This is a genomic window from Azotobacter chroococcum, assembly GCF_004339665.1.
Classification (GTDB): domain Bacteria; phylum Pseudomonadota; class Gammaproteobacteria; order Pseudomonadales; family Pseudomonadaceae; genus Azotobacter; species Azotobacter chroococcum.
In genome coordinates, this window is sequence record NZ_SMMU01000060.1 from 1 (window position 1) to 15,637 (window position 15,637).

A 15,637-nucleotide genomic window follows, 5' to 3' on the forward strand; every position below is an offset into this window, starting at 1 on the left:
AACCGATCCAGGAGCGTGTCGCCCGACACCAGCTTGCCTTGCTCTTTGTCGCGGGAACCCAATGCCAGGAGCTTGACGAGCGCAATCGTCTCATCACGCTGCTTGCGTTCGGCATAGGACTCGATGACATAGGCGGGCAGACCATTCTGGGTGATCACCATGGGCTCGCTCAGATCCAACGATGCGGCGTGCTTCTTCAAGAAGCTGATCGTCTCGATTTTCATAGCAATGTCCTGCGCTCAAGAAGTCTATTTATAGACTAAATTTAGATCAGCGTCGACAAAAAACGCGCCATCTGCCTTACCCAGCGAGTACGCTCCGCGGGGCCGCTCAGCGGCCCCAGCGTCATCAAGCCAACTCGATCACGACCTTGCGCTGGCTAATCGCCCAGCGGCTGGCGAGTCGTCTTGATCGCTGTCCGTGCTGCGGACGGAAAAATAGCGAGCAGATGAACGTCTAGCTTTATGACACAGTAAGATTAAGCGGCCCAGTCTGCCGTCGGCCGATGAAGGTCTTGCGACTGCCAGCAACGTTCTCCTCGGAACAGGAACGACAAGGCCCGCAGCTGAGAGTTTGAACCCAGCAACAGGTCGATGCGGCTGGCGCTCCACTTCGCCTCGCCGGTCTTGCGGGCCCGGCCCTCGAACTGCTCGTTCTCCGCCGAGGTCGGCTTCCACACCGTGCCCATATCCAGCAGGTTGACGAAGAAATCGTTGCTGAGGGTGCCAGGCCTTTCGGTGAACACGCCATTCTGCGAGCCGCCGGTGTTGGCGCCGAGCACACGCAGACCGCCGATCAGCACGGTCAGTTCCGGCGCGGTCAGGGTCAGCAGCTGGGCCTTGTCGACCAGCAGCGCCTCGGCGGGCACGGCGAACTTCGACTTGAGGAAGTTGCGGAAGGCATCGGCCACCGGCTCCAGCATGCCCACCGAGTGCACGTCGGTCTGCTCCTGGCTGGCGTCCATGCGACCCGGCGCAAAGGGCACGGTGACCTGGTGGCCGCCCTTGCGCGCAGCCTCCTCCACACCGGCACCGCCAGCCAGGACGATCAGGTCGGCCAGGGAGATCTTCTTGCCACCGGAACTCGATGCGTTGAACTCGGCCTGGATTTCCTCCAGCACGCCGAGCACCCTGGCCAACTGTTCGGGCTGGTTCACCGGCCAGTCCTTCTGCGGCGCCAGGCGGATGCGCGCGCCATTGGCGCCGCCGCGCTTGTCGGAACCGCGGAAGATCGAGGCCGAGGCCCAGGCGGTGGAAACCAGTTCGGAAACGGAGAGCCCCGAGGCGAGGACCCTGGCCTTGAGCGCGGCGACGTCCTGCTCGTCCACCAGCGGGTGGTTCACTGCCGGGATCGGGTCCTGCCAGATCAGATCCTCGGCCGGCACTTCCGGGCCCAGGTAGCGGGCGCGCGGCCCCATGTCGCGGTGGGTCAGCTTGAACCAGGCGCGGGCGAAGGCGTCGGCGAACTGGTCCGGGTTCTCATAGAAGCGCCGGGAGATCTTCTCGTAGGCCGGGTCGACGCGCAGGGAGATGTCGGTGGTCAGCATCGACGGTGCGCGGCGCTTTTCTTTGTCGTGGGCATCGGGAATGCTGCCGGCGCCCGCGCCATGCTTGGGCTGCCACTGGTGGGCGCCCGCCGGGCTTCTGGTCAGTTCCCACTCGTAGCCGAACAGGTTCCAGAAGAAGTTGTTGCTCCAGCGCGTCGGGGTGGAGGTCCAGGTCACTTCCAGGCCGCTGGTGATGGCGTCGCCGCCGGCGCCGCTGCCGAACGAGCTGCCCCAGCCCAGGCCCTGGTTCTCCAGGCCGGCGGCTTCCGGGTCGGCGCCGACATGGGAGGCCGGCCCGGCGCCATGGGTCTTGCCGAAGGTGTGCCCGCCGGCGATCAGGGCGACGGTTTCCTCGTCGTCCATGGCCATGCGCGCGAAGGTCTCGCGGATGTCACGGGCCGCCGCGAGCGGGTCGGGATTGCCGCCCGGGCCTTCCGGGTTCACGTAGATCAGGCCCATCTGCACCGCGGCCAGCGGGTTCTCCAGCTCGCGGTCGCCGGAGTAGCGCTTGTCGCCGCCCAGCCAGGTGGTTTCCTTGCCCCAGTAGACGTCCAGGTCCGGTTCCCACACGTCCTCGCGGCCGCCGGCGAAGCCGAAGGTCTTGAAGCCCATGGATTCCAGGGCCACGTTGCCGGTGAGGACGATCAGGTCGGCCCAGGAAATTTTCCGCCCGTACTTCTGCTTGACCGGCCAGATCAGCCGCCGCGCCTTGTCCAGGCTGACGTTGTCCGGCCAGCTGTTGAGCGGTGCGAAGCGCTGCTGGCCGCGCCCCGCGCCGCCACGGCCGTCGCCGATGCGGTAGGTGCCGGCGGCGTGCCAGGCCATGCGGATGAACAGCGGGCCGTAGTGGCCGAAGTCGGCCGGCCACCAGTCCTGGGAGTCGGTCATCACCGCGCGCAGGTCGGCCTTCACCGCCTCCAGGTCGAGGGATTTGAATTCTTCCGCGTAGTTGAACGTCTCACCCATAGGGTCGGACTTGGAAGAGTGCTGGTGCAGCAGGTCCAGTCTCAGCTGGTTGGGCCACCAGTCACGGTTCGACGTACCGCCACCGGCCGTCTGGTGGAACGGGCAGCTGGCTTTCTTTTCGTCACTCATTGCAGGCTCCTTTGTCAGCGCTCATGCACCGGCGCTCTGTCTTCGCACATCCCATCAGCGGGACGCACTGCTATTGCGGTTATTGATCGGTTCAGGGGGTAAAAGGCTATGAGCGGAAAATGGCTCAAGGTGTTGTCAAGGACGAGCCCTGGGGATCGAGGGGCTCGGGTTCGCTGGCGTTGCCCCGGCCACAAGAGCCCTCTCCCCAGCTCGCTCCCTGAGGGGAGAGGGCGCTTTCCAGGCGGCCTACAGGTTTCTCTTCCACCCATGGCCGCAGCATCAAGCGAACACCTGCCGCACACCGCGCGCCGACCAGGTCCCCTCTCCCTTCAGGTTGAGGGAGCGCCCCGTGACCGCTAGCACCACGGCATCAACCGATGTAGGAGCGAGCTGGCTCGCGAACCGTCCCAGCGCCGGAGAAGCCAGTGAATCCGTTCGCTCGCTCCTGTGAAGGGCGCCATCACGTAGCGCGGTGGCGATTCCGCCTCGTCAGAACGCGAAGCAGGAACAGCCGAATGCCCCCCAGAACCCGGCGAAGTCGCTCACCGGCACGTCCCTGGTGCGCGCCCGCTCGTGGGCGTGGCCATGCACGCCACAGGAACCGACACACTGGTGCACGGCCTTCTGCAGCGGCACCTGCGGGCGCCAGTGGCCCGGCACCTTGGCCACCGGCGACCACTCCGGGACCACCGGGATGCTCGGCGGGGCCAGCTTGTCGAACTCGCGGTCGGCATGGACGATCTTGCCGCCCACCACGGTGAGCACCGACTCGATGGTCTTGATCGCCTCTTCCTCGACGCTGAAGAAGTCCTCGGAAAGCACCGCCAAGTCGGCCAGCTGGCCGGCCTTGAGCATGCCCTTCTTGCCTTGCTCGCTGGAGAACCATGCGCTGCCGTGGGTGAACAGCTGAATCGCCACCTCGCGGGACAGGCCCTCCGGGGACAGGCACAGGCCACCCACGGTCTTGCCGCTGACCATCCAGTACAGCGAGGTCCAGGGGTTGTAGCTGGACACACGGGTGGCGTCGGTGCCGGCGCCCACCGGCACGCCTTCGGCCAGCATGCGCTTGATCGGCGGTGTGGCTTCGGCGGCCTTGCTGCCATAGCGGTCGACGAAATACTCGCCCTGGAAGGCCATGCGGTCCTGGATGGCGATGCCACCGCCCAGGGCGCGAACACGCTCGATGTTCTTCGGCGAGATGGTCTCGGCATGGTCGAAGAACCACGGCAGGCCGTTGAACGGAATGTCGCGGTCGACCTTCTCGAACACGTCGAGCATGCGCGAGATGGACTCGTCATAGGTGGCGTGCAGGCGGAACGGCCAGCGCTGTTCGACCAGGTGGCGAACCACCGGCTCCAACTCGGCTTCCATGGTGCCGGGCAGGTCCGGGCGCGGTTCGAGGAAGTCCTCGAAGTCGGCGGCGGAGAACACAAGCATCTCGCCGGCGCCGTTGTGGCGCAGGAAATCGGTGCCCTGGCCGTAGGTCACGCTGGAAGTCCAGTTCCTGAAGTCGGCCAGCTCTTCCTTGGGCTTCTGGGTGAACAGGTTGTAGGCGATGCGCACGGTGAGCTGGTCGGCGTCGGCCAGTTGCTGGATCACCTGGTAGTCGTCCGGGTAGTTCTGGAAGCCGCCGCCGGCGTCGATCACGCTGGTCAGACCCAGGCGGTTGAGCTCGCGCATGAACTGGCGGGTGGAGTTGACCTGGTACTCCAGCGGCAGCTTCGGTCCCTTGGCCAGGGTTGCGTAGAGGATCATCGCGTTGGGGCGGGCGATCAGCATGCCGGTGGGCTCACCGTTGCCGTCTCGGACGATCTCGCCGCCGGGCGGGTTCGGCGTGTCCTTGGTGTAGCCGACGACGCGCAGTGCGGCGCGGTTGAGCAGCGCGCGGTCATAGAGGTGCAGGACGAACACCGGGGTATCCGGCGCCGCCTTGTTCAATTCCTCGAGGGTCGGCATGCGGCGCTCGGCGAACTGGAATTCGTTCCAGCCGCCGACCACGCGCACCCACTGCGGCGAGGGTGTGCGCTGGGCCTGCAGGCGCAGCATCTCCAGCGCGTCGGACAGCGACGGCACGCCCTCCCAGCGCAGTTCCAGGTTGTAGTTCAGGCCGCCGCGGATCAGGTGCAGGTGCGAGTCGTTGAGGCCGGGGATGACGGTGCGGCGGTTGAGGTCCACCAGCCGGGTGGACCCGTCGCGGTAGGCCATCACTTCAGCGTCGCTGCCCACGGCGAGGAACTTGCCATCGGCGATGGCCACGGCGGTGGCCTGCGGGCGCTCGGAATCGACGGTGTGCAGCTTGCCGTTGAACAGGATCAGGTCAGCGTTGCTCATGCTCGGATTCCTCCGCGCTGCAGGAAGGCCAGCAGGTCTTCGTTGAGCTGCTGCGCGTGGGTGACGGCGAAGCCATGGGGCGCGCCGGCATACACCTTGAGCTCGGCGCCCGGGATCTGCTCGGCGGCCAGCTTGCCGGTGGTCTCGAAGGGCACGATCTGGTCATCGTCGCCGTGGATTACCAAGGTCGGCACGTCCACCTTGGCCAGGTCCGCGCGGAAGTCGGTTTCCGAGAACGCGGTGACGCAGTCTAGGGTGCCTTTGAGCGATGCCATCAGGGCGATGTTCAGAGTCTGGGTCAGCACGCCATCGGAGACGGTCTGGCCATGGTTGGTGCCGTAGAAGGGAGCGGCGAAGTTGGCGATGAACTGCGCGCGGTCCTTCAGCAGACTGGCCTTGATGCCGTCGAACACGGCGGTTTCCACGCCCTGCGGGAAGTCGGCGCTGCGACCGAAGATCGGTGTCACCGCGCCCAGCAGGACCAGCCCGGCCACGCGGGGGGTGCCATGGCGGCCGATGTAGCGGCTGACGTCGCCGCCGCCCATGGAGAAGCCGACCAGGGTCACGTCGCGCAGGTCCAGGTGCTCGATCAGGCGGGCGATGTCATCAGCGAAGGTGTCGTAGTCGTAGCCGCTCCACGGCTGGCTGGAACGGCCGAAGCCACGACGGTCGAAGGCGATGGTGCGGTAGCCGCGGCTGCTCAGGTACTCCATCTGGTATTCCCACATGTCGCCATCCAGCGGCCAGCCATGGCTGAACAGCACGGGTTTGCCGCTGCCCCAGTCCTTGTAGTAGATCTCGGTGCCGTCGCGGGTTACGAAAGTGCTCATGGACAACTCCTCTGCCTGCGCTGCAGGTCGCTGTGGGAAGGGGCGCCGGCATGGCGCCGCGGAGGGAAATCAGTCGGCGCTGAGCCAGCCCGCGCACAGGCGGGTGACCCAGGGCATGATCAGGAACACCACCGGCACCACGATGCACAGGGTGACCAGCAGGTTGCTCGGCACCACCCCGGCCAGTGCCGGGTAGCGCTCGAACACGGGCGCCCATAGGCGCGGGATGACCATGGTCAGCGGGCAGATCACCGCGTAGGTGAGCATCGCCTGCTTCCATTTCGGCGGCGGGCGAACGCCGCCACGCGCCGGGGTGAACCAGAACTCGGCGTCGTTGTGGATCAGCGGATGGTCGCCCTCCTCCAGCAACGGCGACACTTCACGGACCAGCGCCGCGCGCTCGGCGGAATCGATCCAGGCCTGCAATTGCGCGGCCTGGGCGAAGCGCACCACGGTGGTGAACATCGCGCCGCCGCTGTCCGGACGGATCACGTTGACGCCCAGGTGGCCGGGCTGCAGGCGCGCGGCCGCCACGGTGCGGCGCAGCCAGGCCTCGTAGCTGGCCAGGGCCTGGCGGCGCACCTTGTGGTGCACCACCAGGGTCACCACGCTGTTCAGATCGATGGCATCGGCGGCCATGGCGGCCTCGCGGCTGATGAGAGTCGCACCACTATGACGGTGCTCACCGGCAGTGCATTGGACGCATGTGCTGCATCACCGCCATTAACCAGGTTTAACCCGCTTTAACTCGCCGCCTCCGGCGCCTTTGCAGATGCTGGGTCCCCCACCGTCCGCCGGAGTGCCCAGCCGTGTCCCATGCCGACCTCGCCAGACATGTCCGCCGGGGCCTTGCGTCCTGGCAGTTGGAACGCGCCCTGGCGCTGTTGCTGGAGCATCTGGACGCGGGCATCGAGGTGACCGTCCTCGCCCGGGCCTGCGCGCTCTCGCGCAGCGATTTCACCCGCAAGTTCAAGGTCAGCACCGGGGCGACGCCACAGGCCTGGTTGCGCCGCCAGCGGGTGGAGAAGGCCAAGCGGCTGCTGGCCGAGGCACGGTTGCCGCTGGCGGAGATCGGGCTGGAGTGCGGGTTCTGCGACCAGGCGCACTTCTGCCGCATCTTCACCCGCCTGGAAGGCGTCACGCCACTGGGCTGGCAGCGTCTGGCGGGCTGACCTGCTGCATGTAGGCGCGGACGGTGTGCGGCACCCGGTAGCTCACCCCGCGCTCGTCCTGCTCGATCCACAGCAGCGACTTGTCCGCCAACTGGTGCACAGCGGCGAAGATGCATTCACGACAAAGCCGGGTGCCGTGCAGCGAGTCCACCGCCGTGTCCAGGGTGAAGGCTTCCCCCAGGGATGCCAGCAGGCGCAGGCAGCGCTGTTCGGCGGCGCTGAGCAGGCCGAAGCTCCAGTCGTAGGTCGCCCGCAGGCTTTGCTGCCGCTCCGGGGCGGTGCGCCGCCCCGGCATGAGCAATTGCAGCGGCGTCTCCAGCAGCGCTGGCAGTCCGCTGAGGCCGAGGACGCCCACCTGCCGCGCGGCCATTTCGATGGCCAGGGGAATGCCGTCCAGGCGCCGGCAGATGGCGATGATGGCTCGCACTTGGTCGGGCTTGAGGTCGAAGCGGTCGCAGACCTCCCGCGCGCGCGTCACGAACAGCTGCACCGCCGAGCTGCACATGGCCAGCGCCAGGGGCGCGTCGTCGCGCTCGGGCACCTCCAGCGGCGGCAGGCGCAGCACGTGCTCGCCTTCGGCACGCAGCGGTTCGCGGCTGGTGGCGAGGATGTTCAGCCGCGGGTGCAGGCGCAACAGGTGCTCGGCGGCCTCGGCGCAGCGCTCGGTAAGGTGTTCGCAGTTGTCCAAGAGCAGCAGGGTCGGCTCGTCCACCGGCTCGCGCAGCAGCACGGCGAGGTTCTGGCTGAGGGAGATGCCGTCCGGATCGCTCGACAGGTCGAGGAAGCACATCCGCGGGAAGTGCGCGCCCGACTGCTCGGCGGCCTGGATTGCCAAGGAGGTCTTGCCGATACCGCCAGGCCCGGCCAGGGTCAGCAGGCGGGTGTGCGGCAGCTGGTTCACCACGCGCTGGATCAGCACCTGGCGGCCGATCAGCCCCATCAGCAGGACCGGCAGGTTGCTGGTGCGCATCGCACAGGGGGACGCCAGGGGTTGCCGCGGCGCGACCAGGGTCTCCACCACCTCGACGAAGCCGTAGCCGCGCAAGGGCACGTTGGCGATGTAGCGCTCGCCGGTGCGCCCCTCGCCCAGGGCGCGGCGCAGGGCGGCGATGTGCACGCGCAGGTTGACTTCCTCGACCACGGTATCGCCCCAGACCTGGGCGATGATCGCGTCCTTGCCGATGATTTCCCCGGGCTGGCGGATCAGCACGTGGAGGATGTCCAGCGCCCGGCTGCCGATGCGCACCGGGCGGTCGCCCTGCAACAGCTGGCGGCGGTATGGATGGAACTGGAAGCGGCCGAACTGCAGGATGGTCTCGGTGCCGGGCTCAGTGGTTGCGCTCATGTCCTGCTCACGTCATGGTTCAAACGGATCGCTCCACTACTGGGCCTTCAGGCGATCTGGTTCGAACCGAGGTGACGCGCCCCTGATGATGGATCGGGCTATTTTCCCGCGCCCGTGTGACAGTGCAATTCATCCGGGGGGAACGATCCGGCCAAGATGGGTACGCCGGACGGTCAGAACCGCCCTTCGCGCTCAGGCGCAGCCGAACTGCTCGCGATACTGGCTCGGCGTCATGCCGATCCGCTCGCCGAACACCGAACGCATGTGCCGAGCGCTGCCGAAGCCGCTGCGGCAGGCCACCAGCTTCAACGGCAGGTCGCTGCTCTCCAGCAGCCTGCGCGCATGGTCGATGCGTGCGCTCTGTACGTACTGCATGGGCGTCAGCCTGGTCTCGCGCTGGAAGGCGCGGGAGAAGTTGCGCGGGCTCATGGCCACCAGCTCGGCGAGGCGATTGACCGTCAGGGGCTCGTCGATGTGGTCCACCACGTAGGCCTGGGTGCGGGCAATGGCCGAGCCGTCGCGCACCACCGACGCCAGCAGCGGACCGAACGGCGCCTGCCCGCCCTGGCGCTTGAGCACCACCAGCAGCACCTTGGCGACTTCCAGGGCGATGTCCTTGCCGTGATCCTCGGCGACCACCGCCAGGGCCATGTCGATGCCGGCCGTGACGCCTCCGGAAGTGATCAGGTTGCGGTCGATGACGTAGATGCGCTCGGCCTGTACCTGGGTGTGGGGGCAGCGCTGCGCCAGTCGCTCCAGGTAGTTCCAGTGGGTGGTGCAACGGTAGCCGTCGAGCAGCCCCGCCGCCCCCAGGATGAAGGCCCCGGTGCACACCGCTCCGTAGCGTTTCGCGCTGCGCGCCGCCTGCGCCAGCCAGGCGGACAACAGCGAGGTGTCGCCGTTGTACGCGCCCGGCCCGCCGGGCACCAGCAGCAGGTCCACGCCCGCCGGCAAGTCGTCGATGTGCAGGTCCGCCTCCAGCGCCAGCCCGCTGGAGGCGCGCACCCGGTCGCGCTCCGCCGCCACCGTGAGCAACCGATAGTGGTGCTCCGGCGGCAGGTAGCGGTTGGCCATGGAAAACACCTCCAGCGGCCCCGTCACATCCAGCGCCAAGACATCCTCGTAAAGCACCATGGCCACTGTCTTCTTCACTGCTGTCTCCTTCACTCAATCACGCGCGCGGGGCCGGTGGCAAGGCGCGCCCGTTTTCCAGGGGCGTCACTGTAGCCGCGCCGCTTCGGCGCGTATCGAACATTTGCATCATTGTCTGCTCCCGCCGCGAGCACACAGGTCCAATAAACAGGGGGGCGCCGGCCCCATAGTCAGCCCATATCCGCCGGCCCCGTGCCGGTGTTCCTTGCGCAACCGCTGCGCACCACACCTCAAGGAGACACTCCCATGGCGACCGCCTCGGCCGTTCCCGGCAAGACCCTGCTCAACCCCACCGACCACACCCTGATCATGATTGACCACCAGTCGCAGATGTCCTTCGCGACCAAGTCGATCGATGCGATGACCCTGCGCAACAACGCCGCCCTGGTGTCCAAGGCGGCGAAGGAATTCGGCGTCTCCACCATCCTCACCACCGTCGCCGAGAAGAGCTTCTCCGGCCCGATCTTCGACGAGATCAAGTCGGTCTTCCCCGAGCACAAGGTCATCGACCGCACCAGCATGAACACCTGGGAAGACCCGCGCATTGCCGTGGAAGTGAACAAGTTCGGCAAGCAGAAGATCGCCCTGGCGGGCCTGTGGACCTCCGTCTGCATCGTCGGTCCGGCGCTGTCGGCCATCGACCAGGGCTTCGAGGTCTACGTCATCGCCGACGCCTGCGGCGACGTCTCCACCGAGGCCCACGAAATGGCCTTGCAACGAATGATCCAACTCGGCGCGCGCCCGATGACCTCCCTGCAGTACTTGCTGGAACTGCAGCGCGACTGGGCCCGTGGCGAGACCTACGACCAGACCGTGAAGACCTCCATCGAGCACGGCGGCGCCTACGGCCTGGGCCTGATCTACGCCAAGACCATGTTCAACGCCAGCGAAGGCCACTGAGCCCGAGCAAGGGAGCAGCGCCGCCGCTCCCTTTTCCTTTTCCGTGGTGCATCCCATGTCTCCGATCGACCGTTCCAGCGTCTGGGCATTACTGTTCATGCGCGTTGGCGCAGCCCTGCTGCTCCTCCAAGTGCATGGCCTGCCCAAGCTGCTGCACTGGCAAAGCGAACTGCAACGCATCGAAGATCCCTTTGGCCTTGGCGCCGCGCCGACCCTGGCGCTGGCCGTGTTCGCCGAAGTGCTCTGCCCGCTGCTGCTGATCCTGGGGTTTGGGGAGCAACGGAACCGAAACCGCACTTAGGCCCTGCGCCTGCCTTACAAGCCCTTGCTGTGTCTGGAATTTTCGGAAAACCATCGTTTTTGATGGTCTGTGGGACCTTAGTATTACTGTGTCATAAAAATAGATAAGCCCCGGATTTAAAAGAGATTTTCTATCACCGGTAAGCAAGAGTTTTTCTCGATACATCAATAAGTTAGCGCATTTATGACACAGTAGGAGGGATGATCTAAAAAGACTTTTTCTGAAAATCACAAGCCAGTAACCATCTGGCTTACAGGGCATGTGATCTCGTGAAAGTGGGGCTTTTTCAGTTCCTTATGCATGTGAGTTCATCGGATCGCCACTGGATTGATATTGACTTGGGTGGAGCCCACATAAAGCGGCTGTCCAAGTACGAATAAAAACTCCCATGCTTTGTCACGCACCAAGGCACGGCTGTCGATCAGCTCTAGATTGTAGATACCGCGTTTGGCCAGCATGAACTGGTTGACTGGGAATTCTTCATTTCCAGATGGATTAGGATAAACTTCCGAGGCCCAAGTATCACCGCCGAACGCAACGATGCCCTGGTCGGCTAGCCACTGGGCGGCCTCCATACCGATACCAGGTTCCACGGCGAGGAACTGTTTGTCGTCCTTGCCGATCAACTCCAGCCAGCCAGTGTTAAACAGCACTACATCGCCCTTGCGCAGGGAGACGCCCTGCTTCTCCAGCACCGCCTTGATATCGGCAACAGTGAATTCGGTGCCGCCCGGCACGATGCTTTTTCCGTAATGCGCAGTCATATCCAGAACTACACCACGGGTGACCAACGGCGGCACCTTCTCGATGCCAAGTTTTGTCACCCCTTCGACAGTGACGAAGTCAGCTGCCTTGTTGCCATTATAATAAACGTTGTCGATGCCGATATGGCCGATGCCATTGAGCTGGGTGCCGACACCTGTCCAGGCGTTGACCAGTTCGTCGTTTAAGCTGAATTTGTTCGGCCCGAGGGTCAGTCCAGCCTGCTCGCCCGGCTGGACATTGTAGAGTTTGAAACTACGGTGACGAAACGCCGGTAGGTCCTTGTTCACGGGAACGGCGAGAGGATAGGTTTTGCCGGTCTTCACTAGCTTGACTGCTTCCCTCACTACATCCGGGGTGAGTAGGTTCGCTGCACCGATTTCGTCGTTCGGGCCATAGGCCGATGGATACCAGTCGGCCGCAACGGCGGCATGGCTAGCCAGACCAATCATTGAGGCGAGCGCGAGGCGTTTAATGTGGTTCACAGATGTCACCTTCATTGCATGACTAGAGGCTGACTGGAGTCAGCGTCGGATAATCAGTAAGGCCTTTGGCATCGCCGCCAAACAGCGTTTCGCGATGATGCTCAGTCAGTACGGCGCCCACGCGTAGGCGTTCAGGTAAGTCCGGATTGGCCACGAATGGGCGACCAAAGCCAATCAGGTCAGCCCAACCCTAGTGGCCTGTTTGGTTAGTCCTTTATCTAATTGATATGTTGGGAACTTCGCCGGCAGGCGCGACAGCATGGCCTCGCCGCACACAAACCTACATTATAAATAAACGAACTACACAGACAGCCTGGACTTGTCCCTATCAAACCGGACACCGCAACCCCGTTAAGTTGATGTTGCGGTTATCCGCCTGAACTCCCGAGGCGAGCGGTAGTTCAAGGCGCTGTGCGGATGCTCCTCGTTGTAATGCTGGAAGGCAGCTGCTTCATCGGGAAACTCGGGCAAGGGATCGAGTGTATTTCAGCAGAATCGGGAAGTCTTTTTCAGGATTTCCTTGAACGAAACCGGGCTGGCCGTCCTTGTCGATGAACACCTTGACATCCTCAGCTTGGATCGCCAAAGAGGACACCGGTGTGCGGCCGCTTAGTAAGCTGGTGTGGCTGAGTCGCCCGACGTGCCAGAGCTGGGCGAACATGCGCCCACCGGTAGCGTGCATCGCGTCGGTGACCTTGAGCCAGCCGGCGATCTGGGCCTGGGTGTAGATGCCAGGGGTCAACGCATAGCCTTTGCCCATCGGCGAAATCCAGGTGCCCTCGCTGACGATCAGGCCGGCGCTTGCACGTTGTGCGTAATACTCTGCCATCAGTTCGTTTGCCTCATCGCCGGATTGGCTGGCCCGTGAGCGAGTCATCGGCGGCATGACAATGCGATTGGGCAACTTCCTCGACTTCATGGTCCCGCGCCTGCAGGCGTTCATGAAGCCCCCGTGACCGGCTGCTGCGCTTCGAACATCGCTTTCAGCCGCTCCAGGCCGGTGCGATAAAAGCTCTCGAGGTCTGTGGCTATCTCGACCTCGTTGGCCTTTTCGCTGCGAAAGCGGCTGGACCAAGTCGCCAGCGAGCGGCCCTCTCCATCGTCACGGACGGATACCCGGCCGAGATAGTCGGATACGGGGAGTGGGCCTTCGAGCAGGGCATAGCTGTAGTGGCGCTCGCTCTCGCTGAACTCCAGCAGGCGCTCGATGATAACCACCCCGTCGGCCATTTCCAGATAACGCAGGCGCCCGCCGTCGTCGAGCCGGCTGCTGGCGATGGAGTCGACCCAGCGGGGCAGAAGGTCGAATCCGCCGAGAAGCAACCAGACCTGTTCAGCTGGGCGGGCGATGCTTATGGAAACACTGACATCGATCGCTTTCAATTTTCGATTCCTTTTTGGACGAAGATAGCGGGATCTCCGGAAGGGGCCGACCCTGTGTGGCCAGCCACGATACCGGCTCGGCTCAGAAGGTGCCGGGATAATGGCCGCCGTCGAGCAACAGATTCTGGCCGGTCATGTAGCCGGCGTGGACGCTGCAGAGAAAGGCGCAGAAGGCGCCGAACTCGTCGGAGGACCCGAAGCGGCCAGCCGGAATGCCCCGGCGGCGCTGCTCGCCGATGGCCTCGGGGCTTTGCGCCGAGGCTTGAGCGGTGGTGCTCAGAGTCTGGCGCAAGCGCTCGGTGTCGAAGGCCCCAGGCAGCAGGTTGTTGAGCGTCACGTTGCGTCCGGCCAGGTTGGGCTGGCGGGCCAGGCCGGCGACGAAGCCGGTCAGACCGCTGCGCGCACCGTTAGAGAGGCCGAGGATGTCGATCGGCGCCTTCACCGCCGCCGAGGTGATGTTTACCACCCGGCCGAAGCCGCGTGCGGCCATGCCGTCCACCGTAGACCGGATCAGCTCGATTGGCGTGAGCATGTTGGCCTCCACGGCCCGCAGCCAGTCTTCGCGAGTCCAGTCGCGGAAGTCACCCGGCGGCGGCCCGCCGGCATTGTTGACCAGGATATCGACCTGTGGGCAGGCATCCAGCGCGGCCCGGCGCACCTCGTTGCGGCCGATGTCGCCGGCCACGCTGCGCACCTTGATCGCCGGATGCAGGGCGCGCAGTTCCGCCGCCGTCGCCTCCAGCGCCTCGCTGCCGCGGGCATTAACGACTAGGTTCACCCCTTCTCGGGCCAAGGCCATCGCGCAGCCCTTGCCGAGTCCTTTGCTGGAAGCGCAGACCAGCGCCCAGCGTCCGGCGATACCGAGATCCATAGCGATTTTCCTCTTACAGCTCATGTTGGGTGGTCGGCGCAGCTTGCAACTGCGCGACCCATTTTCCACCGCTCCCGCCTTTGAGCGCCCGCAGGGCATTTGGCAAGGCATCGAAAGCGAAGACACGGCGATCCGGAGCCAACAGGCTGCCGTCGGCCAACGCCTGCAGCAACCGTTCCCCGGCCTGACGCAGCTCCTGCCGGTCGATGCGGCTGCCATGCGCGTGAACGCTGTTCAGAGCGACCTCGTGCAGCGAGAGGGCGGTGCCGAAGGCCGGCAGGGGGGCCGTCTCCTGGCGGTCCTGGATGCAAACCAGATGTCCGTTGTAGCCCAGCAGCGGCGCGAGCGTCGCAGCATGCCGGCCGCTGACCGTGTCGAACAGCGCGTACAGCCGGCGCTCACCCAGGCGCTCCCGCAGGACGGACGCCCAGTCGCCTTGCCGATAGTCGAACACTCCCACGACGCCCAGCCCGAGCAGCCGCCGGTGATGACACGGCGCAGCAGTGGCCCAGACGCGCCAACCGCGTTGCAGGGCGAGCTGGACGAGGAACAGGCCGACCGCACCACCGGCCCCGACCACCAGCACGTCGCGCCCGGGCGCGGGTGGGACCTTTTCCAGCGCCTGCCAGGTGGTCAGGCCGGGACAGGGCAGGCAGGCGGCCGCGGCGTCATCGAGAGCGGCCGGCACCCGCAGAACGGTGGCGGCCTCGACGCGGCAGTATTCGGCGAAGCTACCGTCCCGCCCAAGCGCCTGGTGATAGGCGACGCGGGTTCCCGGAACGATATCGACACCATTGCCAGCGGCCGTCACCACGCCCACGCCATCGACGCCAGGTACCTGTCCCTCGCGCCAGGCCGGATGGCCCCACTCGATCATTTTCCAGTCGACCGGGTTCAGCGCCAGCGCCCGGTTGGCGATCAGGACCTCGCCCGCGGCGGGGTGCGGCAGGGACCGGCGGACCCGCCGCAGGCCGTCGATCCCCAGGCCCGGCGTCCAGCTCCAGGCCACGTAATCAGTGTGCAGCATGTTCTTTCCCTTCCTCGTCAGTGGATAGAGACTGGCCGAGTACGAAGAGGAGCCAATCGGCGGCTGGGGTTGACTCCATTGCCTGTCCTAACACTAAGGCGGTGCAGAGGGTCATGCATAGCGAGGGAAAGGGTGCGTTTTTTGACATTTTGGAGGATGGCCAAGTGATGGGGTAACCGACAGGCAGCCCCGCAATATCGTTTGGTGAGGCCGGCAGTATCCCTGCGATGGCTGGTCGGAAAAATGAGTGACTCGTAACAATAGATTTGAATTCAACTCATGAGTTGACCCTGTTCGGCATTGCCTTCCGAGCATCTCATTCACACTGCAGCCCTCGGGGTAACTGAACCGCCCCGGGAATCTCGGAGGCTCTTTGGTGTGAGTCATGCCGCCAGGGCTGACTCGTCGAGTTGTCGATAATACGTCGCTTCAGCTTC

At 64.9% G+C, this 15,637-nt stretch carries 12 protein-coding genes and 4 pseudogenes; 3 read left to right on the forward strand and 13 right to left on the reverse strand.

The genetic code is table 11. The features are described from left to right. The 5 genes and pseudogenes from EV691_RS22045 to EV691_RS22065 all read right to left on the reverse strand — a co-directional run. On the reverse strand, positions 1 to 224 hold a 224-nt coding region (locus tag EV691_RS22045), incomplete at its 3' end, for a type II toxin-antitoxin system Phd/YefM family antitoxin (protein ID WP_131837568.1). A gap of 317 nt (positions 225 to 541) precedes the next feature. Beyond that, a pseudogene (gene katG / locus EV691_RS22050) lies at positions 542 to 2,641 on the reverse strand (catalase/peroxidase HPI); the annotation flags it as partial. A gap of 489 nt (positions 2,642 to 3,130) precedes the next feature. Beyond that, positions 3,131 to 4,972, reverse strand: a complete 1,842-nt coding sequence (locus EV691_RS22055; RefSeq protein ID WP_040107310.1) for an amidohydrolase — start codon at positions 4,970 to 4,972, stop codon at positions 3,131 to 3,133. Beyond that, a complete protein-coding gene (locus tag EV691_RS22060; RefSeq protein WP_040107309.1) occupies positions 4,969 to 5,802 on the reverse strand; it encodes an alpha/beta fold hydrolase in 834 nt (277 codons plus the stop codon). The genes EV691_RS22055 and EV691_RS22060 overlap by 4 nt, the downstream gene beginning before the upstream one ends. Before the next feature lie 69 nt (positions 5,803 to 5,871). Then, the gene (locus EV691_RS22065) at positions 5,872 to 6,441 is read right to left on the reverse strand and encodes a putative antibiotic biosynthesis monooxygenase (RefSeq protein WP_040107308.1); all 570 of its coding nucleotides are present in this window, start codon (positions 6,439 to 6,441) and stop codon (positions 5,872 to 5,874) included. A 170-nt stretch (positions 6,442 to 6,611) separates the two neighbouring features. Between EV691_RS22065 and EV691_RS22070 the strand changes: the two genes are divergently transcribed. Next, positions 6,612 to 6,974 (forward strand): helix-turn-helix domain-containing protein, encoded by a 363-nt coding sequence (locus EV691_RS22070; protein ID WP_052264079.1) that lies wholly within the window; start codon positions 6,612 to 6,614, stop codon positions 6,972 to 6,974. On the opposite strand, the gene EV691_RS22075 is transcribed toward EV691_RS22070, so the two are convergent. Next, positions 6,940 to 8,319, reverse strand: a complete 1,380-nt coding sequence (locus EV691_RS22075; protein ID WP_131301493.1) for an ATP-binding protein — start codon at positions 8,317 to 8,319, stop codon at positions 6,940 to 6,942. The two genes, EV691_RS22070 and EV691_RS22075, sit on opposite strands and share 35 nt — an antisense overlap. Before the next feature lie 192 nt (positions 8,320 to 8,511). Beyond that, positions 8,512 to 9,453, reverse strand: a complete 942-nt coding sequence (locus tag EV691_RS22080; protein ID WP_131301497.1) for a GlxA family transcriptional regulator — start codon at positions 9,451 to 9,453, stop codon at positions 8,512 to 8,514. A gap of 264 nt (positions 9,454 to 9,717) precedes the next feature. Between EV691_RS22080 and EV691_RS22085 the strand changes: the two genes are divergently transcribed. After that, on the forward strand, positions 9,718 to 10,371 hold the full coding sequence (locus EV691_RS22085; protein ID WP_131301495.1) for a hydrolase: 654 nt from the start codon (positions 9,718 to 9,720) through the stop codon (positions 10,369 to 10,371). A 55-nt stretch (positions 10,372 to 10,426) separates the two neighbouring features. After that, positions 10,427 to 10,639 (forward strand): annotated as a pseudogene (locus EV691_RS22090) (DoxX family protein); the annotation flags it as partial. Positions 10,640 to 10,980: 341 nt separating this feature from the next. Here EV691_RS22090 and EV691_RS22095 read toward each other — a convergent pair. The 6 genes and pseudogenes from EV691_RS22095 to EV691_RS22125 form a co-directional block, all read right to left on the reverse strand. After that, positions 10,981 to 11,886 (reverse strand): cyclase family protein, encoded by a 906-nt coding sequence (locus EV691_RS22095; protein WP_242672642.1) that lies wholly within the window; start codon positions 11,884 to 11,886, stop codon positions 10,981 to 10,983. Between the two features lie 384 nt (positions 11,887 to 12,270). Beyond that, positions 12,271 to 12,369, reverse strand: a pseudogene (locus tag EV691_RS22105) (integrase core domain-containing protein); the annotation flags it as partial. Positions 12,370 to 12,454: 85 nt separating this feature from the next. Then, positions 12,455 to 12,862, reverse strand: a pseudogene (locus tag EV691_RS22110) (oxidoreductase); the annotation flags it as partial. Beyond that, on the reverse strand, positions 12,859 to 13,302 hold the full coding sequence (locus tag EV691_RS22115) for an SRPBCC family protein (protein WP_227028917.1): 444 nt from the start codon (positions 13,300 to 13,302) through the stop codon (positions 12,859 to 12,861). The gene EV691_RS22115 and the pseudogene EV691_RS22110, both read right to left, overlap by 4 nt. Before the next feature lie 82 nt (positions 13,303 to 13,384). After that, positions 13,385 to 14,173, reverse strand: coding sequence for an SDR family oxidoreductase (locus EV691_RS22120; protein WP_040107305.1), 789 nt, complete (start codon positions 14,171 to 14,173; stop codon positions 13,385 to 13,387). A gap of 13 nt (positions 14,174 to 14,186) precedes the next feature. After that, entirely contained in the window at positions 14,187 to 15,197 is a 1,011-nt protein-coding gene (locus tag EV691_RS22125; RefSeq protein WP_131301499.1) for a zinc-binding dehydrogenase, read from the reverse strand. Positions 15,198 to 15,637 lie beyond the last annotated feature (440 nt).